Genomic DNA, 26,396 nt, shown 5'->3' with positions numbered 1-26,396 from the left:
GAAGACGGAAATATAACAAATAAGATTAAAGTGATAGAAAACACAGTAAATGTAAACAAGCCAGGCACTTACAAAGTAGTTTATGAAGTAACAGATAGTCAAGGTGCTAAAACAATAAAGACAATAATAATAACTGTAGAAAATAATGATAAATATATAGAAAATGAATCAACAAATAATTCAGATGATAAACAGGTAACATTACCAGCTACAGGCTCAACTAGCTCATTACCTATAGTAGGAAGTATATTAGTAGCAATTGGAGGACTCTTTACATCAAAGAAAAAGAATGATAAAAAATAAGAAACTTTAATATTTTAGTTAAGTAGCTATAAATTAAAGAGTGTAGATATTTAGAATTAATTAAAATTTCATTGAAAATGAAGTATGAAGAAATAGCATACTTCATTTTTTTATAAATTAAACGAAGAAATATGAAAAAACGGTATTAAATATTTCTTGGGAGTTAGTAGAATTATTATAACCTGAGTCATAAGTACATTAGTACTTTAAGTTATATAGTAGATAATTCAAAAAGGAAGTATATGTATGCAGGTCATTTTTTTATATAATAAATTTAAGCGGTGAAAAATATGAGTAAAAGATATTATCTAACAAAGAAGTGGAAATTATTTTAAAGAATAAATATATAGTAAATAAAAGTGATAAAACAATAACATAAACTGATAAATTTTATAGTGTGGAAGATATTATATTGATGGGGATAACTCCCTATCTTGGAGTGTTTGAAATGCCAAATGAAGATCATTATAAACTTGTGGAAGATATATTAAATGAGCTTAATATAGTGCATTTAAAAAATAAGTTCATAGGAGAGTTAAGTGGTGGAGAAAGAAGGCTAGTGTATTTGGGAAGAATATTGATTCAAAAATGCAGCATATTACTTTTAGATGAGCCAAATACATTCCTAGACTATGTTAAACAACATGATTTCTTTAGATTTATGAAGAATTTAATAAAGAAAAAGAATTTAACTACATTAATTACATTACATGATATTAACTTAGCTCTAAGGTATGGAGATAGAATAATAATTTTAAATAATAATAAAATAGTAGACTCAATAGATTGTAATGAAGAGAATTATGAAAAAAGGTTTATAAGAATAATGGAAGATATATATGAGCGTAAGCTTGAGGTGATTTATACAGAAGTAGGACCATTTATAATATGTTAAATATGATATAAAAAGTCTATTTTGAATATCTAAGTTCAAGGTAGACTTTTTAACATTTAGGATATATACTCACTTATTTTGGCATTTGACATACAGTATAAGAGAATATATAATAAATTCATAAATACCCCACTGGGGTATATGGAGGTGTAGGATGAATCTATATAAAAAATATGGGTACGTAATCTTTTTACTTTTTCTAGTACTGGTACCATTTAATTTTATATTTGGTGTTTTGGCTATTATATGTATGGTAGCACCACTAGTATTATCAATATTAGGGAAGGGAAGGTTCTGGTGTGGGAACTTTTGCCCAAGGGGAAATTTTTATGACAATATATTGAGTAAAATTTCAAGAGGAAAGAAGTCACCTAAATTTTTTAGAAGTACTATGTTTAGAATCTTTATGGTGTTATTCGTAATAGGGGTATTTACGAGCGGAGTTATAAAAAACTGGGGAGATGTGTCTGGAATAGGATTTGTATTCTATAGAATAATACTTATAACATCTATCGTAGCAGTAGTATTAGGAGTTATATTTAATGAAAGAATATGGTGTAATTTTTGTCCGATGGGATTAATTGCTGGCTTTATAGCAAAATTAAGAGGACGTAATACTGGAATTGAAGTAAAAGAGACATGTGTATCATGTAATATTTGTGCTAAAAAATGTCCTATGGGACTAAAGCCTAGTGAATTTAAAGGAGGAATAATTAATAGTACTCAATGTATATCTTGTAAAAAATGTACATTCTCATGTCCGAAGGATTCTATAAATATGAAACTTAAATAAAAGTTTATTATAATCTCTTAAAAAGAGAATTTTTTTAAGAGATATATATCGTAATATTTAGATATACGGATATTAAAATATATAAATATTTATATATAATTAAAAGAGGAGAAAGCTATGTTTTCATTTTTAAATAAAAAATATAATTCAGTAAATATAGACAATATTGGAGGAAAGTTAAAAGAGATAAATTTAATTGATGTAAGAGAGCCATATGAATATAAAGTTAAGCATGTACCTTATGCTAAAAATATACCAATGAATAAATTATTATCAGATTCAAGTAAATATTTAAATAAGGAAAAAGAATATCACATAATATGCCAATCAGGGGCAAGGAGTAGTAGAGTATGTAATGCATTATCTAGAGACGGTTTTAAGGTTGTAAATATCTCTGGAGGAACTTCAACATATAGAGGATAGTAATTTATAAATATAGTTAAATATAATTAGAAACGTGTTTTCAAATAGAAAACACGTTTTTTAAAATTCCAATAATATTGTATAAAAGCCAATAAATAATATAATCAATGTATATTATCTATTGATAATAATTAGCTAGTAAATACTCAAAAAGTAGAATGGTTTCTCCAAAGAAAGTATTTGGGATATTATTAAGGGCATTGAATTTATTATAACCTTCAACTGGAAATGTTAGTGTTGAAGATTTAGCAATTTTAGATGCTTCATCACCAACAAAGCTTATGATATCTAAACCATTTTTATTAGCTTGAGATACTATATCTACAAGTCTCGCTGTGTGTCCAGATTCAGAAATTACTATAAGAAGTACTTCATCTTTATGACTTTCTGAAAGAAGTTGCATATGAACAGTAGAGATACTACGAAATCCAGACACTAATAGTCTTTCATTTATGTAATTTGCAACCATTTGAGAAAATCCGAGTCCAACAACCATTAATTGTTTATTGGAGTATTTTTTCATAAGAGTAGAAAAGGTATCAAATTTCTCAGATGCCTCATTAGTTACATTCATATAGAAGCCAAATTTATTATTTTTAGAGCTTTCTTCATTTTGGGATGATATTTGATTAATCATATCAGAGTATCCTTGAAATCCTAACTTTTTAGAAAGTCTAAATATTGTTGATGTAGAAGTAAAATTATCTTTTGCAACTGTACGAATACCAATATTCTTTAAATTATCAATATTATTATAAAGATATGAGACTATTTTTGTTTCAAGAGTATCTAGTTGGTATTTATCGCAAAGATTTTCAATGTTCATAATATCACCACCTTATGGTTATTATACTATACAAAATTTTCAAAACAAATAAATTAAAGTAAAGGAGTTTTTATAATGACAAAAAAATTTATTCAAGATCCATGGGCAAAAGTTAAAACACGTAATGGGCTAAGTGGGGATGAAGTTATTTCAGCTCTACAAAAATCAATTAGAAGAGGAATGGTTGAAGAAGCTTGTCAGTTTGCCTATGAAATGTACATAACTTCCCCTCAAATGGAAGATAAACTTTGGAGAAGATTACTTACAATTACAGTTGAAGATATAGGTATGGGAGACAATAATGCATCAATTATTATAAATAATTTAAATCAAATGAGAAAAGAGTTTGATTATGCAGATGGAGATCGTCCAATATACTTCATACATGCAATACGTTATTTATGTCAATGTGAAAAAGATCGTTCAAGTGATTTATTAAAGAATATAATCATAAAAGGATTTGCTATGGGACAAGTTCCTGAAATACCTGATATAGCATTAGATAAGCATACTGTAAGAGGGGCAGAGATGGGACGTGATTCTTTCCATTTCTTAAATGAGGCAAGCTTAGTTATTCCACAAAAGAAAGTAGATAATGATTATAAAGAACGTTATGAGAAAATATTAGAAGAATATAACCCAGAAAATGTAGTTCCATCAACATTTAAATATAATGGATGGCAATATTAATATTAATTTGTACTTAAATATTTTATATCTTCTATAAGATAAATTGCTATAGAAGATATAAAATAAAACAAAATAGAAAAAGGTTAAAGGGGCATACATATGAGAGAAAATAAACTTTTAATGCGACTAGATTCAATATTATCGCCAATAGGGGCTAAGATAGGAAATGAAATACATTTAAAGTCAGTATCAACAGGAATGATGATGACTTTACCTTTAATAGTTGTAGGATCAATATTTTTAATAATTGCAAATCCACCAATAAATCTTGAGTTAGTAAATGCTGATACTGCAAATATATTTATAAAATTCTTACTTGCTTGGAAGGAGTTCGCTGTAGCAAATTATAGTATATTAACAACGCCATTTGATTTGACAATGGGGATAGTTGGAATGATGACAGCTTTTGCAATAGCATATTCACTAGCAAAAGAATATGAGATGAATGCAGCAATGTCAGGGCTTATATCTACCGCTGTATTCTTGATGGTTTCAGCACCTGTTGTAGACGGAAAGTTATCAACTGAGTTTTTAGGTGCTAATGGATTATTTGTAGCAATTATTATTTCTTTATTATCTGTGGAGATTACAAGATTTATAGAAAAAAGAGGATGGCAAGTTAAATTCCCAGATACGGTGCCACCAGCAGTTACTTCTTTTGTAAACTCATTATTTCCTTTACTTATAAATATAGTAGTTTTATATGGATTAAACATAGTATTAATTAATTATACAGGAGCTAATTTACCACAAAACATTATGAATATATTAACACCTGCATTATCCTCTGTTGATAATATTTGGGGATTCTTATTTATAATAACTTTTGGTAATATACTTTGGGTATTTGGTGTTAATGGAACATCAATAATATTCCCAATTGTATTTGCACTAGGTATTGCAAATACAGGTATTAATGCTGATTTAGTTGCTTCAGGAGGGCAGCCAACTCAGATTATGAATCTGCAAATGTTTAGATATGCAATTGCTGGAGGAGCCGGAAATACACTAGGTCTTATATTATTAATGTGGAGAAGTAAATCTACCCATTTAAGGACATTGAGTAAACTTTCTGTAGTTCCAGGAATATGTGGTATAAATGAACCAATAATTTTTGGATGTCCAATAGTATTTAATCCGATTTTAGGCATTCCATTTATAATTACGCCTATAGTTACGTGTACTTTAGGATATTTGGTACAACTTACAGGAATAGTAACACCAGGATATATTGTAGACCCTTCATTTACGCCATTTTTTGTTCAGGCATATTTATCAGGAATGGATTTTAAGAATGTAATATTTGTACTTTTAATGGTTCCATTAAGTGCATTAATATATTATCCATTTTTTAAGATTTTTGAGAAGAATCTAATGAAATCAGAAAATGAAATAATAGATTAATTAAAAAAAACGATAAGTAAAACTTATCGTTTTTTTCATTTTACTAACAAAAAATTAATAAAGAATAATAAAGTGAAATTAATATTAACATTATGTGGGAGGAGTTGATATTGTTTTCTAGTAAGAATACAATGGAATATATTGGGACGAATTTATAGGTTATAGTGCCAATTTTAAAGAAATATTTCATTAGAGAGGTGATTTTATGGGTATTAAAGATACCATAAAAAAAGGAACAAAAGAAGCAATTATAAAAGCAGGAATACAAGTATTAGAAAATAACCCAGAGAAAAATGTCGATAAAATTTTCAATATAATAAGAAAAGGTATAAGAGATGATGAGACTAGAAATTCAATAAATGAAGTACAAAGATACTATGAAGAAATACCATCTGTTCATGATTATATTCAAGATATACTTAAGAACACAAATAAGAATTGTTTATCTAAGTTCTTTGCTAATTTTGTTGGAAATGCTACATGGTATGGAATACCAAAGAGAGAACAGCAAGGAGAAAAATATGATACAAAAATTCCTTATACAATATTAATTAGTCCATCAATGAGATGCAACTTAAGATGTACAGGCTGTTATGCAGCTAATTACAGTAAAAAAGATGATATTCCATTTGAGGAAGTAGATAGATTAATAAAAGAAGCTAGAGACTTAGGTATATACTACATAGTAATACTAGGTGGAGAACCTTTCTTCAATGAATATATGTTAGACATATATAAAAAATACAATGATGTATTCTTTACTCCATTTACTAATGGAACTTTATTTGATGAAGAATTAGCAGAAAAACTTGCTGAACTAGGTAATGTTATGCCAATGTTCTCTTTAGAAGGATTTAAAGAAGAGACAGAAGCAAGAAGAGGAGAAGGAGTATTTGATGCTGTAATGAAAGGTATGGATCTTTTAAGAGAAAAAGGAATACCATTTGGAGTTTCTTCAGCTACTGCTAAGAACAATGTAGATGTTGTTACCTCAGATAAGTACATTGATATGTTAATAGAAAAAGGTGCTAGAATGATATGGTACTTCATGTTTATGCCAATTGGAGATGAACCAGTTAAAGATATGGATCTTATGTTAACACCAGAACAAAGATTAAAACTTGGAAAGAGAACTAGAGAAATTAGAATGACTAAGAAGATATTCCCTATAGACTTCTTCAATGATGCACCATATGTTGGAGGATGTATTGCAGGAAAATATTACTGCCATATAAATTCAAAAGAAGATGTTGAACCTTGTATTTTCTCACATTTCTCAACAGATAATGTAAAGGGAAGACCACTCGTAGAAGCATTCCAAAGTCCATACTTTAAAGAATTAAGAAAGAGACAACCGTATAATAAGAATTTATTAATGCCTTGTCCTATGATTGATAATCCTAACCAAATTAGAGAAATAGTAAAAGTTACAGGAGCTAGACCTACACACCCTAGTGCAGATTTAATGGTAAAAGATCCTGAATTTATGGAGAAATTAGATAAACTTGCAGAGGATTTTGAAGGATATGCAGAAAAGGAATTCCAAGAAGAATTTGATGGAACAGGAAACTACGAATTTTCAAAAGGCTAGAATTCAATAAATAAATTATATTTTAATAAAGAATTATCTAAGGGTTATAAAGGGATAGCATTTAGATAATTCTTTTATATTTGGTAGATAATTCTTAGACTTTGTTAAATAATTCTTAATTTTTATTATTTTAAGAAGTTCAGTTATAATGTATACTTAATATTATAGTAAATTAAAGTAATTATGGAGGAAGCTATGAACAGTTTTGAATTATATGGGGACATGCTAAAGATATATAAGGAAGTAGATTTACAGTGTGGTTATAAATTGGATAATATGCTTCAAAAAATTAATGTTAAAGGTGCACTTTATGCAGCTAAATCATTAATTAGAGATGATGATGATAATGGGCTAGAAATTTTAATTAGTTCTAATAAGGAAGAATTATCTTTAGAAAGATTAATATTAGATAAGAAGTATAAGAATATATTTGATGATGAAGATAGAGAAATTTGTAATAACAGATTAAGGAGATATAGAAACATAGATAAAAATAAAGAAGAATAGTTGAAATGTAAAAAATACACCACTTAAATTTAAGTGGTGTATTTTTTTAGAATACTTTCCCTATATAAGTACTTGTTTCTAGTGATTCAAAATCATAAGCTCTAAGTGCATCTATAGAATCTATATAAGCATGTAGACTATCGCTTATCATTAAGTTTACTGGATTTTCTGTTAAGTTAACAATAATAACAGGCTTACCGATTGCGTATGAATATCCACATTCCCATGCAGTTCCACTATCAGAATAGTTACCATTACTTATAATTGCAACAACTACATCAGCCTCTTTTATATTATCAGTATCTGCTTTAAAAGTTTCATGTCTCCATTCTAATGATCCGAATTCTAAATCACTTTTTAATTCATATGGCGCAAAAACATCAAAGCCCTTTTCTTCTCTTAAAACCTTAAGGACACTTTTCATTCTATCAAGTTCAGCATCGTTAAAGAATGGGCTAGCTAAATATACTTTTTTCATTAATATTCCTCCAAGTCAAATTATTTAATTAATTTTAGTCAATTTATATTATAAATAAAAATACTAGAATTATAAACATATGCTTTACTATAGATTTGATTTTACACTAAGTGTAATAAATTATGACAATATATGAATAGAATATTAAAAATATATTGAAAATGTAAATAAAATGATATATTATTTTAAACAAGATATAAATTAATTAAATTTTTTGAAAAAACAGAAAAGTAGATTAGTAGAACAGTAGATGGGAGTGAGAGTAACTAATGATTAAGTTAATTGGAGTTTTAATTGTAATATTAGGTTTTACGTTTAAGGTAGAAACCTTATTTACAGTTTTAGTAGCAGGACTTGCAACTGGATTAGTTGCAGGAATGGATTTAAATGAAATTTTAACTGTACTTGGACAATCCTTTGTAGCAAATAGAGCAGTTTCATTGTTTATATTAACATTACCTGTTATAGGAGTATTAGAAAGATATGGATTAAGACAAAGAGCAATCTATTTAGTGAAAAAGTTAGGGAAACTTACAACAGGAGGAGTTTTAAGTGCTTATACATTAATTAGAGAAATCACTGGAGCACTTTCAATAAGAATAAGTGGACATCCCCAATTTGTTAGACCAATAGTTAATCCAATGGCTCAAGCAGCTGCAAATAGTAAGTATGGGGAAATAGAAGAAAAAGATGTAGAAAAGATAAAGGCATTATCAGCAGCATCTGAAAATTATGGAAACTTCTTTGGACAAAATCTTTTTGCTGGAAGTTCAGGCGTGCTTTTAATATCAAGTACATTAACTGAATTTGGATACAATGTTACAGCTTTAAGTATAGCAAAGGCTAGTATAATAATGGCAGTAGTAGCATTCTTAATTTCAGCATTACAAAATCATTTATATGATAAGAAGATGAAAAAGAAGTACGGTAAGTAATTTATACGTAGGATGGGAGGATAAGATATGCAAGGATTTATAGATATAGCGTTAGAAATTTTCTATGTATTAATGGGTTTACTTATGTTAGTAATAGCATATAAATCATTTAAAACAATAGATTCAAATAAAAGATATTTTACAGCAGCCTTTTGGGCTATGATATCATTACCATTTATATTTGGTAAGATGTTGCCTGCAAATGTAGTTGGTGGAATATTAGTATTATCAAGTCTTTTAACACTTTCAAAACAAGTTGTTTTTGCAAAGTATGATATGGCGACAGAAGAAGAAGGACAAAGAGCCTCTGAAAGAGTAAAGAGCAAGGTATTTATTCCGTCATTGGTTTTAGCATTTGCAGCAGTTGCAGTTGCAATGATACTTACAGATTTTAAAAATTCATCACAATTTGCTATAGGGGTAGGAGCAATAGCAGCTATGATAGCAGCATTTGCAATAACTAAGGCTAAGCCTAAAGAAGCTGTAAATGATGGAGCTAGACTTCTTCATCAAATGGGTCCAACAAGTATGTTACCACAATTATTAGTTGCGTTAGGTGCATTATTTACACAAGCTGGAGTTGGCGAAGTTATATCACAATATATATCAGGTGTGGTACCTCAAGATAATAGATTCTTTGGAGTTGTAGCATATGTACTAGGAATGGCACTATTTACAATGGTTATGGGTAATGGATTTGCAGCCTTTTCAGTAATTACAGCTGGAATTGGAGTACCTTTTGTACTTGCACAAGGTGGAAATCCAGCAGTAGTTGGAGCACTTGCACTTACAGCTGGATATTGCGGAACACTTTTAACACCAATGGCAGCAAACTTTAACATAGTACCATCAGCATTATTAGAATGTAAGAATCAGTATGAAGTAATAAAATATCAAGCACCAGCAGCAATAGTGTTATTGGTTTTACACATATTTGCAATGTATTTCTTAGCATTTTAATAAATTGTTCTAATAAAAAGAATTTTTTATGAAACAATTTAAGAGTACAATTTTAGAAAAACAAAGGAGGAGTTATTGATGAAAGTATTATTAACAGGATTTGATCCCTTTGGAGGAGAAAAAATAAATCCAGCGCAAGAAGCAGTTATGAGAGTTAGTGAAAATGTAAATGGTGCAGAAGTAATAAAGCTTATAATACCAACTGTTTATGAAAAATCACTAAGTGCAATAGAAAAAGCAATAGAAGAGCATAAGCCAGATATTGTTATATCAATAGGTCAGGCTGGAGGAAGATTTGATATAACTCCAGAGAGAGTGGCAATTAATATTAATGATTTTAGAATTAAAGACAATGAAGGTAATCAACCAGTTGATGAACCAATAAGAGAAGATGGAAAGGCAGCATATTTCTCAAGCTTACCAGTAAAGGGAATGGTTAAGCACTTAAATGAGAATGGAATACCAAGTACACTTTCAAATACAGCAGGAACTTTTGTATGTAATCATGTAATGTATGGGATTTTATATATGATTGATAAGAAGTATCCAAATATTAAGGGTGGTTTTATTCACATCCCTTATGTAACATCTCAAGTAATAGACAAAAAGAATACACCATTTATGTCATTAGAGGAGATAATAAAGGGGATAGAATTATCAATAGAAGCATGTACTATATACAATGAAGATATAAAAGCGATAGGTGGAGAAATATGCTAACAGAAAAAGTGTTTGTGTATGGAAGCCTTAGAAGTGGGATGTTCAACTATGAGAAGTTACTTAAGGGTAAGGTTAAAGGGTCAGAAAGTGGAACAGTTTGTGGGGAATTGTTTCATATAGAAAATAAGGGATATCCAGCAGCTATCTGTGGGGACAGTAAGGTTGTTGGAGAATTAATGGAACTTAAAGATTTTAAGAAGACATTGAGAGAATTAGATGGGCTAGAGAATTATAATGAAGAGGATAAAAATTCAGAATATATAAGAGAAATAGTGGATGTTTCTTTAGAGAATGGTGCTAAAGAAAAAGCATATTTCTACAGATATAATAAGGAAGCTGATAGGAACAGAATAGATAAGCTCCTTAAAGTTAGCAGTGGGGACTGGGTAAATAGATAATATAAATATATGAAGCAGTTTAGTATGATGGTCGTACTAAACTGCTTTTTCATAATTAAATATGAATAAGGGTCAAAGAAAAATAAATTTAATAATATAATTAACTTCTACTTGTAATCAAGGTATGGTTGTTTAACAATTTGTAAAGAGAATTGACAATAAATAGTAATGTATATAGACTAAAGAAGGACTAATAAATGAATATTAAGATAAAATCATAAGATAAAAGGGGTAAAGATATGAAGAAGAGAAAGAGTTCTTTAGCAGTCATAGGAAATTGTATATTTTATTTATTTATAATAGCTGTTATATTTTTAGCTGGAATAAATATAATAGGATCAAAAGAAGGAAAACATCCAAGTATATTAGGATATAGCTCATATTACATATTAACAGGGAGTATGGAACCTACTATAAATCCAGGTAGCTTAGTAGTTGTAAAAGATGGAACGGATCAAGAAATAAATGTAGGGGATGTAATAACTTTTACAGGAAGAAATAGCAATACAATTACTACTCATAGAGTTAATCAGGTTATAAATAATGGAGAAGAATTTATAACAAAAGGTGATGCTAATAATGTAGTGGATCCAATAAGTGTTCAGAAAAATCAAGTTATAGGAAAGGTTATGTTCCACATACCTTATCTCGGAAAAGTTTCTCAGTTTGTTCAAAAGAACTTAGTTCTAATATTAGTTGTGATATTAGCTTTATTTGGACTATCATTCTTAGTTGGAAGAAAAAAATAATTATATAAAAATATTAAAAGAAGTATAGATATATTTACTATATTTCTTTTTTATTTTGATAAATATATATAAATTAAAACAAATATTAATGATATGTATACTTAGTAAAGGTTGTGTAAAACATATTGACTCTCTTTTATATCAAATGATAATATCTATAATGAAATTAACGAAAGATTATTAAAATAAAAAATATAGGAGCTTTGAAATATATTCTGTATGTGGGCACTTGGAGTATATGGAGCTAGTAGTGCAACCGACTAATTTATATTATTAAGGATAAAATATAGATTAGTTTTTTTTATGTTTAAAATTAATTTAATATAGATGCTTTGAAGTATGTTCTATATTTGGGCACTTGGAATATATGGAGCTAGTAGTGCAACCGGCTAATTCACAAATATACTGTATTAGTCCTTTTTTAAGGCTCTTACTTACAAAAATTCTTAAATATTTAAAAAAAATCCAATATAGGGGGAAGTAACAAATGAAAAAGAAGAAAATATTGAGTGTAATTGCAGCAGTTGTAGTAGTAGCATCATTAGCGATAGGATCATTAGCATACTTTACATCAAAGGAAACAGTAAAGAACTCATTTAGCACAATTGCTAATGGAACAGAAGATAAGGGTGGAGATGCTGGAATAGATATAAACGAGAACTTCGATCCAAATCAAGCTAAGAATATGATTCCAGGAGATACTGTAAATAAGGATGTACAAGTAGATAGTACAGCAAATTATGGACAATTCGTAAGAGTTAAGTTATCACCAAATTGGGTAACCTCTACTGGTGAAGTAAATACAGCATTAAACTCAACAGATTTAGATGATATATTATTAAATAAAGTAAATTTAACAAAAAGTGTTACAGAAAACCAATGGTTTAATGGTGGAGATGGATATTTCTATTATATAGGAGTTTTAGCACCACAAGGACAATCAGGATCAAGTACTCCAAGATTATTGGACTCAGTAACTCTAGCAAGTGACACAGAAAAATCTGCTTTAGGAAATGGATTTACAGTTGATGTAACAGCAGAATCAGTTCAAGCTTCAAATGATGCATTTGCATCAGCATGGGGGGATGTACCATCAGCTGTTTCAGAAAAATTAAAATCACTTCAAATTCAAGGTAAAACACAAGCTAATACTGATACCAATACAGCAGAAGCACCAAAAGCAAAGTTAGCAAAATAATAGAATAATCAAGGAGTGATATTATGAAAAAATCTTTAAAGATTTTCATACTATTTATTTCACTTCTTTTAGGAATAACTACCAATGGGGTGGCAGCAGAGTTGCCACCCTCTAATATTAGAATAGATAAAACTGGAATTCATTTTATCTATACAAAAGACAACAGTGATATATTTCTAGAAAAGAAGGGAATGTTACCTGGTGATTCAGTAAGTGGGACTCTTACTGTAGAAAATAATTTAAAAGAACCTTTTGAAGTGTTTATGAAAGCCGAAAGAGTAGGAGCACAACAAAAAGTAGATTTATGTCAAGTATTAGATCTTTCAATAAATTATGATAGTAAGAACATATACCATGGCACTGTAAGTGGAGAAAATGGATTAAGAAATAATATAAGTTTAGGTACTGTCAAACCAGGAGAGAAAAAACTTTTAAATGCAAAAGTTATTCTAGATGGGAAAGCAACGGATAATAAGTATAAGAACAAAAAGGTAGATATAGATTGGATTTTTACAGCTATTGGGACAGATAGTCCAGATAAAGTGATGAGTACCAAGGAGGAAAGCCACGAAGGTGGTCTAGGAAATGATATTTCTAATACTATAAACAATGTAAAGAATATACTTCCAAGGACTGGATATGTAGGAATATGCGGATATGGACTTGCTTGTGTGCTTATTGGAATAGGAATATTTTTAATTATAAAAAAGAAAAAATATAAAAATTATTAGTAAAATACTATTAAATGGAGTGTAGAAAATGAAAAAAGTAGGATTAACATTAGGGATAATTCTTTTATTTACAACTACAGTTGCTTCATTAGCATACTTTTCAAGTAAAGAAAGTAAAAAGAATAAATTTACAATAGGAAGTATAAGCACAGAAATTAATGAAAACTTCGATAAAGATTCAGCTAAAGATGTATCACGTAATGAGGAGATTAAAAAGGTTGTATCTATAAAAAATACAGGAAAAAATCCTGTAATAGTTAGAGTTATAATAAATCCTCAATGGGACGAAGAAAAAGATGAGAACGGAAAAGTAACTAAACTTACAACATCAGCATCAAATCAGGTGCAATTAAACTTTTCAAACACATGGAAAGAAGATTGGATAAAAGATAACGATGGTTATTATTATTACAATAAAATATTAAATCCTGGAGAGAGTACTAGTGATTTGTTAAAGTCTATATCATTAAAAAATAATATATCACAAGAAGATATAGAAAGTTTTAAAAATAGGAATTTCTCCGTAAATGTTAGCTCAGAAGCTATACAAGTAAATAAAGAGGCATTAAGAAAAGAGTGGAATATAAATAACACAATATCAGATAAGACGATGGATAAATTAGATGAGATAATTGATGGATACGTAAAGTAAGTAAGGGGAGGGAGTAGATATGAAAAAGATTAATAAACTTTTAGTTGTAATGCTTTCTGTCTTTATGATTATAAACTATATTGTTCCGCAAGCTGCAAATGCAAATAGAAATAAATTAGTCAGTAATGATACAAGTGGAATTATAGAGATTCCACTAAGATGGACGAAGAATGATATGAGTAGAGTAAATTCAACGAATTATAATGATTATAATAGATATGGAATATCAGCAGATTATTTTGAGAATATATTTAACAATCAAAATATATTAAATAGTCCACAAAATGCTAAAGAGGTTCGAAAACATTATTTGGGTGGGTGGTACTACACTAATGAGCCTGCTAATACTGGAGCAACTTTAAGGACAAAATTTATGATGGAAAATAATAATAATTACACTATAGATTACAGAAACTTAGAGAGGTGGTTCGAGGGAAGCAATAAAGGCGACACTAAGCCTTATAATTTACCACAGGTCTTAAATTGGAATTCTGTAAATGGAACAGCACAGAAGTGGAATCAGTCAACTACAGAAGATTATACAACGCAAGATTGGAACTTATTCAGAGGAATAGCTGATTTAAATGGAATTAATACCAATGATTATGAGTTTTATTTAGCTGCGCCTAAATCACACGCAATGTTTATAGGTGCAAATGATTTGATATCCGTTTTAGTTGATGAAATGACAACAGATATTAATTTTGCAACGTATAGGAATTCATCAACTCCAAATAAGAAAATTAATTTTATTGATGGAAATGGAGCCAATAATTTATTAGAGTTTAAGAGAGAATACTGGGGAACAAGAGATCATAATACTTGTGTTGCTCAAAATCTAGATAAATACAATAGTATAATTGATGGTTGGCATGTAGATTTAAATGATGCTATAAAAGATAAAAGTGGTAATACTATTTTAGGAGACGTAACTAAAATTATACAAAGCAATAGATATGGAAACTCAAAACATGCAATAGACTTATTGACAAGTGAATGGTGTAATTATGGTGGAGTAACAAAATTATCTCTTTATGCAGTAAAGAAACCTAAAATACAAGTAAAGAAAATAGCTTATTTAAAATCATCTGAAGTAGATAAAAATATATTAGATAAAAGTGATATAAAATCAATAGAGGGTGATGAAATAATTTTAAATACTGATAATGGGAATATTCCTAAAGTACCATCAGATAAGACATTATATTTTAAATTTATAGTAAGTAACATTGGAGATACTGATATTGATAATATAAAGATAGCTGATAATAATAAAACTTTAGATATAAATTCTAATTATGATTCTACTAATATTAAGTCTGGAGTAATAATAAAAAATAGCGATGGTAGCTCTGGAAATTTAGATTTATTAAAACCTGGTAATAGCATAACATTAGAAGATGAAAGTACATTAAAGTATATAAATAAATCAACTAGACTTAGTGATATAAATAATACATTCAATAATAAAGTAACAGCTACAGGAACATATTTTTCAAATCAATTAAGTATTAGTGATTCTGACACTATAAAATTTAAAACAGAGTTAGATCCTAAAGTAAATATTAGTAAGAGTATAGTTAACGTTGAAAGAAACGGAAAAGAACTTGATTACGAAAAAAAGCCATTTACATTAATGGCAGGAGATAAGGTTACATTTAAAGTATCTATAAAAAATGATACTTTAAATGGAGATACACCTTTGAGTATTAGTGGATTAAAGTTACAAGATAATTTAAATTGTTATGATTTAAAAAGAGTAACTTATAGTAATGGAAAATGGAGCTTTAGAACTGATAGAGATAATATAAATTCAACTATAGATTCAAGTAATATATCTATAGATCCAGGGAAAATATTAAATGTTTATACAGATTGGATTGTTCCAAGCGGAATAATTGGAAAAGGTGTTAATTATGCTAGTATAATCTATGATGGAAAAGAGATAAATGGATCAAGAGTAGATTTTAATATTAAAGAGAGAACTGGAGTAATAAATATAAAAAAAGTAGTAGATAATTATAATTCACTAAATAATGATGAAAAAAAGTCAGTAGATAATCAAATATTTACAATTAATTTGATTGGTAATGATGGTAGTACTCAAAGTATAGCGCTTAAAAATGGACAAATAGGACAATTCCAAGACATTAAGTATGGTGTAGTATATACCGTAAAGGAAAGTGTGCCTATGAATTATAAATTAGAATCAATAAATGGTGATGAAGTAAAAGGTTATACTTTTACAATGGGATCAGATATAGATAACACTAATATAACTATAGATAATGCTTATTCAGATGATGGATGGTTTGAGTTTGGGCAAACTATAGTTAATAAATTAAAGACAGCCCTAAATATTTAACTTTAGTAAGTTAAATTTAAATACAATAAACAGAGTTCTATTTAAGTATAGTTCTCTGTTTATTATTTTTTATTAATAAATTAATATAGAAAAGTGAAGATAGAATAATTAAAGAAATTATGATATATTTTAACTAAAAGTTTAAAGGGGAGTTGAGGTTTTGAAAGTTACAATAAAAGATGTAGCAAAGGAAGCAAATGTAGCTCCATCTACTGTTTCAAGAGTTATAGCTAATAGCTATAAGATTAGTGAAGAAACTAAATTAAAAGTAAATAAGGCAATAAAAAAATTAGGGTATACGCCAAATGTAATGGCAAGAGGACTTGTGAGCAATAAGACTAGAATACTAGGTGTTGTATTGCCTAGTGAAGCTGCAGATTTATTTAAAAATCCATTCTTTGTAGAAGCTATGAAGGGGATGAGTATGGGAGCAGAAGAAAACGGTTATTATATAATGTATGCCTTTAGTAAAAATGAGGAAGATGAACTAAAGAGTATTAAAGAGTTTGCATCTAGTAATCTATTAGATGGTATATGCTTACTTGCAGCAAGAGAAAATGATAGATGTATAAAATATCTAAAAGATATCAAATTTCCATTCGTAGTTGTAGGAAGACCAGATAATGATAAAGATATATTATGGGTAGATAATGATAACTTTAATGCAATGTATAGTGTAGTCAATAGATTCATATCAGACGGAGAAAATAATATTGCATTTATAGGTGCTAAGAAGGATTGGAATGTATCTAGATATAGATTAAATGGATTTAAAGAGGCGTTAAAGATAAATGGTATAAGCTATGATAAAGATAAAGTAATTGAAACTGAAGATTTTAATGAGGCATGTGGTTATGAAGCTATGCAAAAAATAATATCAAAGAGTAAGCCTAATATTGTTGTAACAACTGAAGATCTTTTAGCTTTTGGAGCAAATAAGTTTTTAATTGAAAATAATATTAATGGAATAAAACTTATAGGATTTAATAATACACCTATGGCAAAATATTAAATTCCACCAATATCATCAATAGATATAAACGCAACAGAACTTGGATATCAAGCTACAAAGTTACTTATAAATTCGTTAGATAATAAGAATGATAATAAGGTAAATCACTATATTGTTGATACTAACTTTATAGAAAGATAGAAAAAATATAGTATTTGTATTTTAATAAAATGAATTTTTAGAAGAGTGGGCAAACGTTTGCGCAAGAAAATAAGGATAAGCTAGAGAAGAAGAGATAAGATGAGATTTAATTGGAAAATCTATTCTTATAACCTTTGATAACATTTACAAAGTTTGATATTATAAATTTAGAAAACTTAAAGAAAAAAATTTATAAAGATTAAATTGTAAGCAATAGTGAGGATTTAGAAATAAATTATAAGATTTTAGTAAATAAATAAAAGAATCCAAAATTTTAATTTCTAATAAATCACTTATATTTTTGACATTTAGGCAAACGTTTGCCTAAACCTAAAATATTAGTTTATAGTGAGAGGAAATTGATGTAATGAATAGAGTATGGTGGAAAGAACTAGTTGGATATCAGATATATCCTAAAAGTTTTAAAGATTCAAATGGAGATGGGATAGGGGATCTTCAAGGAATAATATCAAAGTTAGATTATATAAAAGATTTAGGAATAGATGTTATATGGATATGTCCTATGTACAAATCACCAAATGATGATAATGGTTATGATATAAGCGATTATAAAGATATTCTTGATGAATTTGGGAATATGCAAGATTTTGATATGTTACTTAATGAGGTACATGATAGAGGTATGAAGCTTATAATTGATCTAGTGATTAATCATACAAGCGATGAACATGAATGGTTTATAGAATCAAAATCATCTAGAGATAATCCGAAGAGAGATTGGTATATTTGGAAGGATTCAAAGAATGGAAAAGAGCCAAATAACTGGGAAAGTATATTTAAAGGTTCAGCTTGGGAGTATAGCGAAGAGCGTGAGCAATATTATCTTCATTTATTTACTAAAAAACAACCAGATTTAAACTGGGAAAATGAAGATATGAGAAAAGAAGTCTACAAAATGATAAATTGGTGGCTTGATAAAGGTATTGATGGATTTAGAGTTGATGCAATAAGTCACATAAAAAAAGAGGAAGGCTTTGAAAATATGGACAACCCGAAGGGGTTAAAGTACGTAACATCTTTTGATAAGCACATGAATGTAGATGGAATACATGAATATTTACAAGAATTAAAAGAAGAGACTTTTTCAAAATACAATATAATGACTGTTGGTGAAGCAAATGGTGTAAGTGCAAAAGAAGCAGAAGATTGGGTATCAGAAGATAAAGGGAAATTTAATATGGTATTCCAGTTTGAGCATTTACATCTTTGGGACTATGAGAGTGATAGAGAATTTAATGTTAAAGCATATAAAGATGTATTAACGAGATGGCAAAAAGGATTAGAAGGTAAAGGATGGAATGCATTATTTATAGAGAATCATGACATCCCAAGGGTTGTTTCAACTTGGGGAAATGATAAAGAGTATTTAAAAGAGTGTGCAACATCTTTTGCAGCAACATATTTCCTTCAACAAGGAACACCATTTATTTATCAAGGTCAAGAAATAGGAATGACTAATGTACAATTTAATAGTATAGATGATTATAAGGATGTAAAATGTATAAATAATTATAATGAGAAGATTGAGAATGGTATTTCCGAATGTGAAGCAATGAATGAGGTCTTTGCAACTTCAAGAGATAATTCACGTACGCCAATGCAATGGGATTCAAGTAGAAATGCAGGGTTTACTGATGGAATGCCATGGATTAAGGTTAATGAAAATTACAAATATATAAATGTAAGTGATGAGGAAAAGGATGAGGATTCTATTTTATCTTTCTATAAAAGACTTATAAAACTTAGAAAATCTAGTGATACCTTAATATATGGTACTTATGATTTGATATTAGAAGATGATGAGAAAATTTTTGCATATACAAGAAGTCTTGGAAATGAGAAGTATATTATTATAGGCAATTTATCTAAATATGAAAGCAAATATAATTATGAAAAATATGGTCTGAAATATAAAAATTTAGTTTTAAACAATTATAATGTTGAAAAACATAATAAATTAACAGAGTTTACATTAAGACCTTATGAATGTAGGGTATATAAATATATTTAAGTAATTTTAGGAGGTATAAGGGGATGAAGAAATTTAAATTAGGTTCATTTGATTTTTGGCAAAAGTTTGGTAAGGCATTGCTAGTAGTGGTTGCGGTTATGCCTGCAGCTGGACTTATGATTTCAATAGGTAAAGTTATAGGAATATATGTAGATGTAGATTTCATAAAAACTTGCGCAAAAGTCATGGAGGATATAGGTTGGGCAATAATCAATAACATGAATTTATTATTTGCAGTGGCTATTGGTGGTTCATGGGCTAAGGAACGTGCAGGGGGAGCATTTGCAGGGGCGCTAGCTTTCATATTAACTAATAGAATAACAGGAGTAATCTTTGGAGTTACAACAGAGATGTTAGCTAAGACTTCAATAGATGTAGTACAGTCATTTACAGGACAGCAATTATTAGCTAAAGATTATTTTATATCAGTACTTGGAGCACCAGCTCTAAATATGGGAGTATTTATTGGTATTATTTCAGGTTTCTTAGGGGCAGTTTTATATAATAAGTATTATAATTACAACAAATTACCTAACTCTTTAGCGTTCTTTAACGGTAAACGTTTTGTTCCTTTTGCAGTTATAGCAGGTTCAATAGTTACTGCATTAATATTATCTTTTGTATGGCCATTTATACAATATGGATTAAATTCATTTGGACAATGGCTTGCAACATCAAAAGATACAGCGCCAGTAATTGCACCATTTTTATATGGTATGTTAGAACGTTTACTATTACCATTTGGATTACATCATATGTTAACGGTTCCTATAAATTATACAGAACTTGGCGGTGTATATCATATGTTAACTGGACCTACTGCTGGATCCATAGTTGCAGGACAAGATCCATTATGGCTTGCATGGATAACTGATTTAAATAATTTTAAACAAGCTGGGGATATGGCGGCTTATAATAGCCTTTTAACTAGTATCACACCAGCACGTTTTAAAGCGGGACAAGTAATATTATCAAGTGCTTCACTAATAGGGGTAGCATTTGCAATGTATAGAAATGTTGATCCGGATAAGAAGAAAAAATATAAGACAGTATTTTTCTCTGCTGCAATAGCAGTATTTTTAACAGGTGTAACAGAACCCTTAGAGTTTATGTTTATGTTTGCATCACCAATTCTTTATGGAGTTTATGCAGTTCTTACAGGTATAGGATTTGCATTAGCTGATATACTAAATTTAAGAGTGCATGCTTTTGGATTTATAGAACTAATAACTCGTACTCCACTTATGATAAATGCAGGATTAGTTGGGGATTTATTAAACTTCTTAATAGTAGCAGTAGTATTCTTCTTTGCAAATTTTGGAATAATGAATGTATTAATAAAGAAATTTAATATAGCTACTCCAGGACGTGCAGGAAATTATATTGACAGTGAAGATTCAGAAGGTGAAAAAGATAGTAGTAATAGTAATTCAGGTGTAGTAAATGATGATATTGCAAGGGAAGCAATTGCATTACTTGGTGGAAAAGATAATATAGTAGATGTGGATGCTTGCATGACTCGTCTTCGTGTTACAGTAAAAGATATAAGTTTAGTTGGTGATGAAAAGTCATGGAAATCAAATGGTGCAATAGGACTTATTTTAAAAGATAAAGGGGTACAAGCTATATATGGACCTAAAGCAGATATATTAAAATCTAATGTACAAGATATTTTAGGAGTTTAGATAAAATATGAAATTACTTACATTAAATTGCCATTCATGGCAAGAAGAGAACCAAATTGAAAAAATAAAATATTTAGCTAAAGTAATAAAGAATAAAAAATATGATGTTATAGCACTTCAAGAAGTGAATCAAAGCATAGATTCAAATATAGTATACGATAATATACGAGAAGATAACTATGCTTTGATTCTAATAGGTGAGATAAATAAACTTGGAGGAGATAATTATAATTTAGTATGGGATTTTTCACATATTGGATATGGAAAGTACGAAGAGGGGTTAGCAATTTTAACAAGACATGAGATTCTTAAAAGTGAAAGTTTTTATATAACTAAAAATACGTGTATAGATTTTTGGAAGTCAAGAAAAATAGTTAAGGCTGTAATAAGACTTAACAATAAAAATATAGATTTTTATTCATGTCATATAGGTTGGTGGAATGATGAAGATGAAGATTTTAAGAATCAAGTAAATGAATTATATAATAGGATTAAAGAAGGCAATGATAGTTCAATTTTAATGGGTGATTTTAATAACAATGCTTTAATAAGAGATGAAGGGTATGACTTTATTAAAAGCAAGGGATTAGTAGATACGTATGATTTAGCTAAATTTAAGGATTCAGGAGTAACTGTTAAAGGAAAGATAGATGGATGGGATGATAATACAGATGAAGTAAGAGTAGATATAATATTTACTAATAAATCAATGAATGTTTTAGAAAGTAAGGTTATATTTAATGATATAAATAAGAAGATAATTTCTGATCATTATGGATTAGAAGTATTAATTGACAATCCTTAATACAATAAATATAAGAATATCCTAGTTTTGAGAAGTCTATAACAGCTCTTGGCTAGGATATTTTAATGTAATAAATTATAAATAATGCAATAATTATTTAAATTGTAACTAAATTAAACGATGTGTTAAAGATATAAAAATTACTAATAAATAAAAGAATTTTATAGAAAATAGAAGTAAGGTATATATTATTTCCTTTCAATTAATTAAAATGAATTAATTTGTATAAATTTGAATGAATATAAAGAATATGTTGTTTTACCCTTTAGGAAATAGATGTTAATATTAAGACAAGATTTGGACAGGTTATTATAAAGGGGATGAGAATTATGGGACAAAAGAGATATGATGAGGTAGTTAGAAAAACTGGTGAAGAAAAGCTAGCTGAAGTAAGAAAAGAACAAGAAAAAATGGCAAACAAAGTTAAAGAAAATGAAAAGTTAAACAAATAAATTAGCTTAATCAAAAAATTTATATAAATAAAAAAGAACATCTTGCCTACTTAAGTATATCTTAATTAAGCCAGATGCTCTTTTTTTATTAGAGTTTTTTATATTTAAATTATGTCATGTAATGTAATGATTTTTAATTGACACAAGATTCCAATAAAAATTTTAGTGAAAAATAGAAAGTGGTGAATATAGATATTAGACTCTTAATTTTATTATATAGTTTCTAAAAGTAACAAGTGCTTACCAATAAAATGATTTATGATTAGAAGCCAGTGTGACCAAAGCCACCACCTCTATTTACACCTTTTTTTATCTTACTTACATCATCCGTTTTAATAAAATTAGCTTTATAATAATGAGCTAAAACCATTTGAGCAATTCTATTTCCTTTTTTTATATAGATGCTTCCATAAGGGTTACCGTTTTTATCTATATAAATATAGTTCTTTAGTAGTTTCCTAAAAGATTTATCATATTCCTCAAAGGCAAATACACTTTCTCCTTTAGAAATTAAGTAATCCTTAAGTTTAATTTGTGTATAGTTTTCTTTTAAATCAGTAAGTATTGATGGATCATTTGCTATTTGATAAGGCAAACTTGATATATTATATTCATTTTCAAGTATAACTGAAATATTATCTATAGAATCTGCGTCAATTGTACCTATAGAGTTAGAAATTTTAAGATCTGTTCTAAGTGAAAGTCCACTTCTAGCTCTTATTTGAATTTCCATATCATCTGGAATAGCAAATTTAATATTTAGAGGAATAGCAACTCTTTCAAATGGTAGTATAACCATATCAGTAGCAGCGAAAAGATCAGCACCTGCAGCTAGTGAAGTTTCATACTTAGGAACTGTAGCATCTTTATCATACTCTATATATACATCAATTAAATTATTATCTCTTTTCATAATTAAATCACTCCCATAAAATTCTATAGATAAATTATAATATTTTAATTTATGGAGTAGTTAATAAGCACTTAAAATTAAACAACTATTAACATAATAGAAATTTATATATAAAAAAACAAATGTATTAATTATTCTTCATTTATATGATGTTATAATAAAGACAATGGTAAAAAATTAAAATTTAGTACATGAGGGGTGAGAACTAATGAGAATATTATTCACGTATTTATTTAAAAATATGTGGGAAAAGAAGCTTAGGAGCTTACTTATAATTTTAGCGGTAGGAATTACAACTGCGATGACCTTTGCATCTTTTGGTACATCTGATAACTTTAAAAATATGGTTACAGAGAAAAATAAGGCTGAATTTGGAGATGCAAATATTATAATAGCTCAAAAGGAGAGTTCAAATAATCCATTTTTAGATAAAGATATTTTAAATAAAAATTTAGAGGGCGAAGAGAAAGCATATATATTCAATGGAAGTGGATTATTTAAAGAGGGAGATAAATCATTAAGAGCAGAGATAATAGCTGGAGAAAATATAGAAAATCTTCAAAAAATAAATCCGATAGTATTTAAAGATGGAAAAGAAGATAAGATTAAGGAATTGAATGGAAATGAAGTAATAATCTCAGAGCAGGTCTCTAAAGATTTAGATTTAAAAGTAGGAGACTCTTTTAAGATAAAAAGTGAAGGAAAGAATATAACTCTTAAAGTTTCTGATGTTGCAGTTCCATCAGGCTTTTTTACAGAGAAGCCTGGAGAAATGACGATAATAATGAGCAATAATGGATTATCAAAGCTTTTAGGGAAAAAAGAAGAAATAACATCAGCATTAGTTAAGTCAGATAAAAGTGTTGAGACTTTAAAGAAAACAGACTTAAAAGATTATTCAATAAAAGAAACTTTAAATAAAGAGGATTTAGATAGTATGGTTAGTCAATTTACTGTACCATTTTATATAATGCTTGCAATTGTGGTGTTAATGGCAGCATTTATCATATATTCATCTTTTAAAGTTATAATAATTGAAAGAATGGCAGTAATAGGGACTTTTAGAAGTATTGGTGCTACTAAAAAGGAGACAGACGGACTCATACTTTTAGAAAGTTTATTTTATGGAATAGTTGGTTGTATAGTTGGAACAGGACTTGGATTTCCAATGCTATATCTTCTAAGTGATGGCTCCAATCAGTTTAAAGATTATGGAGTAAGTACAACAGTAAATTTTGACATTAAAAATCTAATAATAGCATATATAATTGCTATTATACTTTGTTTAATAAGTTCTATAATACCTATACTTGGAGTATCAAGATTTTCAGTAAAAGAAATTATACTTGGAGAATATTCAAGTGGAGGAAAGATACACCCATCATTTTGGATAATAGGAATTGTTTTAATAATAGCTCCATTCATATATATAAGCAAGTTTGAAGATACAGGTAATTTTATACTTAGTATGGCTTGCGCATTTTTTGTATTAATTGGTTCTGTTATGATGATTCCACTTATATTTAAAATTTTATCAAAAGTATTAAGGGGCATTTATAGATTAATATTTGGAAATATTGGGGTTCTAGCCTTAGAAAATATGGCCACATCAAAAAGCTTAATAAATAATGGTGTTTTAATATGTTCTGCACTTGCGGCTGTTACTGCTATATATGTAGCTTCATATAGTGTAAAAAACTTAATTACAAACTCATATGATGGAGAAAATTATGAGGTATCTATTTCAAATATTACAAAGCTTAATTATGATGAGGTTCTTGCAAATTTAAAGGATCTAAAAGGTAAAGATATAGATGATTATTCAAATAGTTATGTAGAACATAATGTAAAGATAAAAGATAAGGATATGAATATAGGAGTACTTCAAGGAATTAATACTTCAAAATACTCAGAGTATTTTGGAGGTGAGGAAATACTTAATGACTCATCAGAAAATAATAAGAAGATATTAGATAAACTAGATAGTGGAAAGAAAATTATATTAGCTGATATATATAAGAAAAAATATAAGTTAAAAACTGGTGATAAGATAGAATTAAATATTGATGATAAATTACATGAATATGAAATAGCAGGTTTCTTATCATCACCAATAAGTGCAAATAAGAGAAACTGTTTAATAAGTGAAAAGAATTTTAAGGAAGATTTTAATAGAAATATTCCAAGTAGCATTTTAGTTAAAGGGAAAGATATATCAGAAAATGAACTTAAAAATGACTTAAATAATGATTTGGATGAATATGGAGTAGCTATAAAAACAAAAGAAGAGATGAAAGAGAGTGAACTTGCAAATAATGCAGGACTCATGAGTTCATTAGAAAGCTTTTCCATAATGGCATTAATTATTGGAGCTTTAGGGATAGTAAATAATTTAATGGTAAGCTTCATGCAAAGGAGAAAAGAACTTGCAGTACTAACTTCAGTTGGAATGAGTAAGGGACAAAGGAGCAGAATGATATTTATAGAAGGTGCAACAATTGGAATATTCGGAAGTATTTTAGGAGTATTTACTGGGATTTTAGTGTGTAGATTTATACCTGAGGTATCATTATCTTTAGATGCATATTTAAAGATAACTATTCCGGAAAAAAGGCTAATAGGACTAACTATATTTGGAATAGTTCTTATGTTAGTTGCATCACTTGCACCCGTATTGAAGGCATCTAAAATATCAGTTGTTGATGAAATAAAATATGAGTAAAAAGAGGGTTTGGATG

The 26,396-nt window shown here is 28.4% G+C and carries 25 protein-coding genes, 1 pseudogene and 2 riboswitches; of the genes and pseudogenes, 23 read left to right on the top strand and 3 right to left on the bottom strand.

The annotated features are described in order from the left end of the window. From K5V21_RS17840 to K5V21_RS17825, 4 genes are all read left to right on the top strand, one after another. Window positions 1-303 (top strand): LPXTG cell wall anchor domain-containing protein (locus K5V21_RS17840; RefSeq protein ID WP_221862402.1); only part of this gene is annotated, 303 nt, incomplete at its 5' end. Between the two features lie 448 nt (window positions 304-751). After that, window positions 752-1,198: an ATP-binding cassette domain-containing protein gene (locus K5V21_RS17835; protein WP_245000775.1), complete on the top strand. Its 447-nt coding sequence runs from the start codon at window positions 752-754 to the stop codon at window positions 1,196-1,198. A 154-nt stretch (window positions 1,199-1,352) separates the two neighbouring features. Next, window positions 1,353-1,991 (top strand): 4Fe-4S binding protein, encoded by a 639-nt coding sequence (locus K5V21_RS17830; protein ID WP_221862401.1) that lies wholly within the window; start codon window positions 1,353-1,355, stop codon window positions 1,989-1,991. A gap of 117 nt (window positions 1,992-2,108) precedes the next feature. Further along, window positions 2,109-2,414 (top strand): rhodanese-like domain-containing protein, encoded by a 306-nt coding sequence (locus K5V21_RS17825; protein WP_221862400.1) that lies wholly within the window; start codon window positions 2,109-2,111, stop codon window positions 2,412-2,414. 118 nt (window positions 2,415-2,532) lie between these two features. Here the strand turns inward: K5V21_RS17825 and K5V21_RS17820 are convergent, their stop codons facing one another. Next, on the bottom strand, window positions 2,533-3,240 hold the full coding sequence (locus K5V21_RS17820) for a MurR/RpiR family transcriptional regulator (RefSeq protein WP_221862399.1): 708 nt from the start codon (window positions 3,238-3,240) through the stop codon (window positions 2,533-2,535). Between the two features lie 75 nt (window positions 3,241-3,315). On the opposite strand from K5V21_RS17820, the gene K5V21_RS17815 reads away from it, so the two are divergent. From K5V21_RS17815 to K5V21_RS17800, 4 genes are all read left to right on the top strand, one after another. After that, on the top strand, window positions 3,316-3,930 hold the full coding sequence (locus K5V21_RS17815) for an AAA family ATPase (protein ID WP_204593956.1): 615 nt from the start codon (window positions 3,316-3,318) through the stop codon (window positions 3,928-3,930). Window positions 3,931-4,029: 99 nt separating this feature from the next. Next, window positions 4,030-5,334: a PTS sugar transporter subunit IIC gene (locus K5V21_RS17810; protein WP_221862398.1), complete on the top strand. Its 1,305-nt coding sequence runs from the start codon at window positions 4,030-4,032 to the stop codon at window positions 5,332-5,334. 205 nt (window positions 5,335-5,539) lie between these two features. Continuing rightward, window positions 5,540-6,925, top strand: a complete 1,386-nt coding sequence (locus tag K5V21_RS17805) for a radical SAM protein (RefSeq protein ID WP_204593954.1) — start codon at window positions 5,540-5,542, stop codon at window positions 6,923-6,925. Between the two features lie 195 nt (window positions 6,926-7,120). After that, window positions 7,121-7,432, top strand: coding sequence for a hypothetical protein (locus tag K5V21_RS17800; protein WP_221862397.1), 312 nt, complete (start codon window positions 7,121-7,123; stop codon window positions 7,430-7,432). A 46-nt stretch (window positions 7,433-7,478) separates the two neighbouring features. Here the strand turns inward: K5V21_RS17800 and K5V21_RS17795 are convergent, their stop codons facing one another. Beyond that, window positions 7,479-7,910: a nucleoside 2-deoxyribosyltransferase gene (locus K5V21_RS17795; RefSeq protein WP_221862396.1), complete on the bottom strand. Its 432-nt coding sequence runs from the start codon at window positions 7,908-7,910 to the stop codon at window positions 7,479-7,481. A gap of 272 nt (window positions 7,911-8,182) precedes the next feature. Here K5V21_RS17795 and K5V21_RS17790 point away from each other — a divergent pair, with 272 nt between their 5' ends. The 14 genes and pseudogenes from K5V21_RS17790 to K5V21_RS19600 all read left to right on the top strand — a co-directional run bounded on the left by K5V21_RS17790 (window position 8,183) and on the right by K5V21_RS19600 (window position 22,745). Beyond that, the gene (locus tag K5V21_RS17790) at window positions 8,183-8,845 is read left to right on the top strand and encodes a DUF969 domain-containing protein (RefSeq protein WP_341534795.1); all 663 of its coding nucleotides are present in this window, start codon (window positions 8,183-8,185) and stop codon (window positions 8,843-8,845) included. A 27-nt stretch (window positions 8,846-8,872) separates the two neighbouring features. After that, on the top strand, window positions 8,873-9,805 hold the full coding sequence (locus K5V21_RS17785) for a DUF979 domain-containing protein (RefSeq protein WP_221862395.1): 933 nt from the start codon (window positions 8,873-8,875) through the stop codon (window positions 9,803-9,805). 78 nt (window positions 9,806-9,883) lie between these two features. Then, window positions 9,884-10,525 carry a pyroglutamyl-peptidase I gene (pcp, locus tag K5V21_RS17780; protein WP_204593949.1) on the top strand — a complete coding sequence of 214 codons (642 nt, stop codon included), beginning with the start codon at window positions 9,884-9,886 and terminating at the stop codon, window positions 10,523-10,525. Further along, the gene (locus K5V21_RS17775) at window positions 10,519-10,923 is read left to right on the top strand and encodes a gamma-glutamylcyclotransferase family protein (RefSeq protein WP_221862394.1); all 405 of its coding nucleotides are present in this window, start codon (window positions 10,519-10,521) and stop codon (window positions 10,921-10,923) included. The genes pcp and K5V21_RS17775 overlap by 7 nt, the downstream gene beginning before the upstream one ends. 239 nt (window positions 10,924-11,162) lie before the next feature. Then, complete coding sequence (locus K5V21_RS17770; protein ID WP_221862393.1) at window positions 11,163-11,672, top strand: signal peptidase I; 510 nt, start codon at window positions 11,163-11,165, stop codon at window positions 11,670-11,672. 187 nt (window positions 11,673-11,859) lie between these two features. Next, a riboswitch (cyclic di-GMP riboswitch) is annotated at window positions 11,860-11,943 on the top strand. A 45-nt stretch (window positions 11,944-11,988) separates the two neighbouring features. Further along, window positions 11,989-12,072, top strand: a riboswitch (cyclic di-GMP riboswitch). An 87-nt stretch (window positions 12,073-12,159) separates the two neighbouring features. Continuing rightward, the gene (locus K5V21_RS17765) at window positions 12,160-12,870 is read left to right on the top strand and encodes a BsaA family SipW-dependent biofilm matrix protein (protein WP_204593946.1); all 711 of its coding nucleotides are present in this window, start codon (window positions 12,160-12,162) and stop codon (window positions 12,868-12,870) included. A gap of 23 nt (window positions 12,871-12,893) precedes the next feature. Next, on the top strand, window positions 12,894-13,601 hold the full coding sequence (locus K5V21_RS17760; RefSeq protein WP_204593945.1) for a hypothetical protein: 708 nt from the start codon (window positions 12,894-12,896) through the stop codon (window positions 13,599-13,601). Window positions 13,602-13,629: 28 nt separating this feature from the next. Further along, window positions 13,630-14,253: a BsaA family SipW-dependent biofilm matrix protein gene (locus K5V21_RS17755; protein WP_204593943.1), complete on the top strand. Its 624-nt coding sequence runs from the start codon at window positions 13,630-13,632 to the stop codon at window positions 14,251-14,253. Window positions 14,254-14,272: 19 nt separating this feature from the next. Further along, a complete protein-coding gene (locus K5V21_RS17750; protein ID WP_221862392.1) occupies window positions 14,273-16,618 on the top strand; it encodes a hypothetical protein in 2,346 nt (781 codons plus the stop codon). A 160-nt stretch (window positions 16,619-16,778) separates the two neighbouring features. Beyond that, window positions 16,779-17,771 (top strand): annotated as a pseudogene (locus tag K5V21_RS17745) (LacI family DNA-binding transcriptional regulator). 367 nt (window positions 17,772-18,138) lie between these two features. Next, on the top strand, window positions 18,139-19,803 hold the full coding sequence (locus K5V21_RS17740; RefSeq protein ID WP_221862391.1) for a glycoside hydrolase family 13 protein: 1,665 nt from the start codon (window positions 18,139-18,141) through the stop codon (window positions 19,801-19,803). A 23-nt stretch (window positions 19,804-19,826) separates the two neighbouring features. Further along, window positions 19,827-21,488: a PTS transporter subunit IIBC gene (locus K5V21_RS17735; RefSeq protein WP_221862390.1), complete on the top strand. Its 1,662-nt coding sequence runs from the start codon at window positions 19,827-19,829 to the stop codon at window positions 21,486-21,488. Between the two features lie 7 nt (window positions 21,489-21,495). Further along, a complete protein-coding gene (locus K5V21_RS17730) occupies window positions 21,496-22,293 on the top strand; it encodes an endonuclease/exonuclease/phosphatase family protein (RefSeq protein ID WP_221862389.1) in 798 nt (265 codons plus the stop codon). A 329-nt stretch (window positions 22,294-22,622) separates the two neighbouring features. Next, window positions 22,623-22,745 carry a hypothetical protein gene (locus K5V21_RS19600; RefSeq protein ID WP_279381498.1) on the top strand — a complete coding sequence of 41 codons (123 nt, stop codon included), beginning with the start codon at window positions 22,623-22,625 and terminating at the stop codon, window positions 22,743-22,745. Window positions 22,746-23,007: 262 nt separating this feature from the next. Here K5V21_RS19600 and K5V21_RS17725 read toward each other — a convergent pair whose 3' ends face one another. Further along, window positions 23,008-23,658 (bottom strand): dUTP diphosphatase, encoded by a 651-nt coding sequence (locus K5V21_RS17725; RefSeq protein ID WP_204593933.1) that lies wholly within the window; start codon window positions 23,656-23,658, stop codon window positions 23,008-23,010. Between the two features lie 208 nt (window positions 23,659-23,866). Here K5V21_RS17725 and K5V21_RS17720 point away from each other — a divergent pair, with 208 nt between their 5' ends. After that, a complete protein-coding gene (locus K5V21_RS17720; protein WP_221862388.1) occupies window positions 23,867-26,380 on the top strand; it encodes an ABC transporter permease in 2,514 nt (837 codons plus the stop codon). The last annotated feature ends 16 nt before the right edge of the window (window positions 26,381-26,396 follow it).

The sequence above is a fragment of the Clostridium sardiniense genome, assembly GCF_019753795.1.
GTDB lineage: Bacteria > Bacillota > Clostridia > Clostridiales > Clostridiaceae > Clostridium > Clostridium sardiniense.
The sequence above is the reverse complement of the archived record's forward strand: the minus strand, read 5'-3'. Positions and strand labels throughout refer to the sequence as shown.

What these genes read in the sequence shown, in the direction of transcription:
- K5V21_RS17775 (WP_221862394.1), top strand. Translation starts at nt 10,519, where the DNA reads ATGCTAACAGAAAAAGTGTTTGTGTATGGAAGCCTTAGAAGTGGGATG.
- K5V21_RS17805 (WP_204593954.1), top strand. Translation starts at nt 5,540, where the DNA reads ATGGGTATTAAAGATACCATAAAAAAAGGAACAAAAGAAGCAATTATA.
- K5V21_RS17830 (WP_221862401.1), top strand. Translation starts at nt 1,353, where the DNA reads ATGAATCTATATAAAAAATATGGGTACGTAATCTTTTTACTTTTTCTA.
- K5V21_RS17720 (WP_221862388.1), top strand. Translation starts at nt 23,867, where the DNA reads ATGAGAATATTATTCACGTATTTATTTAAAAATATGTGGGAAAAGAAG.
- K5V21_RS17765 (WP_204593946.1), top strand. Translation starts at nt 12,160, where the DNA reads ATGAAAAAGAAGAAAATATTGAGTGTAATTGCAGCAGTTGTAGTAGTA.
- K5V21_RS17785 (WP_221862395.1), top strand. Translation starts at nt 8,873, where the DNA reads ATGCAAGGATTTATAGATATAGCGTTAGAAATTTTCTATGTATTAATG.
- K5V21_RS17725 (WP_204593933.1), bottom strand. Translation starts at nt 23,658, where the DNA reads ATGAAAAGAGATAATAATTTAATTGATGTATATATAGAGTATGATAAA.
- K5V21_RS17750 (WP_221862392.1), top strand. Translation starts at nt 14,273, where the DNA reads ATGAAAAAGATTAATAAACTTTTAGTTGTAATGCTTTCTGTCTTTATG.
- K5V21_RS17730 (WP_221862389.1), top strand. Translation starts at nt 21,496, where the DNA reads ATGAAATTACTTACATTAAATTGCCATTCATGGCAAGAAGAGAACCAA.
- K5V21_RS17810 (WP_221862398.1), top strand. Translation starts at nt 4,030, where the DNA reads ATGAGAGAAAATAAACTTTTAATGCGACTAGATTCAATATTATCGCCA.
- K5V21_RS17815 (WP_204593956.1), top strand. Translation starts at nt 3,316, where the DNA reads ATGACAAAAAAATTTATTCAAGATCCATGGGCAAAAGTTAAAACACGT.
- pcp (WP_204593949.1), top strand. Translation starts at nt 9,884, where the DNA reads ATGAAAGTATTATTAACAGGATTTGATCCCTTTGGAGGAGAAAAAATA.
- K5V21_RS17795 (WP_221862396.1), bottom strand. Translation starts at nt 7,910, where the DNA reads ATGAAAAAAGTATATTTAGCTAGCCCATTCTTTAACGATGCTGAACTT.
- K5V21_RS17755 (WP_204593943.1), top strand. Translation starts at nt 13,630, where the DNA reads ATGAAAAAAGTAGGATTAACATTAGGGATAATTCTTTTATTTACAACT.
- K5V21_RS17800 (WP_221862397.1), top strand. Translation starts at nt 7,121, where the DNA reads ATGAACAGTTTTGAATTATATGGGGACATGCTAAAGATATATAAGGAA.
- K5V21_RS17735 (WP_221862390.1), top strand. Translation starts at nt 19,827, where the DNA reads ATGAAGAAATTTAAATTAGGTTCATTTGATTTTTGGCAAAAGTTTGGT.
- K5V21_RS17825 (WP_221862400.1), top strand. Translation starts at nt 2,109, where the DNA reads ATGTTTTCATTTTTAAATAAAAAATATAATTCAGTAAATATAGACAAT.
- K5V21_RS17820 (WP_221862399.1), bottom strand. Translation starts at nt 3,240, where the DNA reads ATGAACATTGAAAATCTTTGCGATAAATACCAACTAGATACTCTTGAA.
- K5V21_RS17740 (WP_221862391.1), top strand. Translation starts at nt 18,139, where the DNA reads ATGAATAGAGTATGGTGGAAAGAACTAGTTGGATATCAGATATATCCT.
- K5V21_RS19600 (WP_279381498.1), top strand. Translation starts at nt 22,623, where the DNA reads ATGGGACAAAAGAGATATGATGAGGTAGTTAGAAAAACTGGTGAAGAA.
- K5V21_RS17760 (WP_204593945.1), top strand. Translation starts at nt 12,894, where the DNA reads ATGAAAAAATCTTTAAAGATTTTCATACTATTTATTTCACTTCTTTTA.
- K5V21_RS17770 (WP_221862393.1), top strand. Translation starts at nt 11,163, where the DNA reads ATGAAGAAGAGAAAGAGTTCTTTAGCAGTCATAGGAAATTGTATATTT.
- K5V21_RS17835 (WP_245000775.1), top strand. Translation starts at nt 752, where the DNA reads ATGCCAAATGAAGATCATTATAAACTTGTGGAAGATATATTAAATGAG.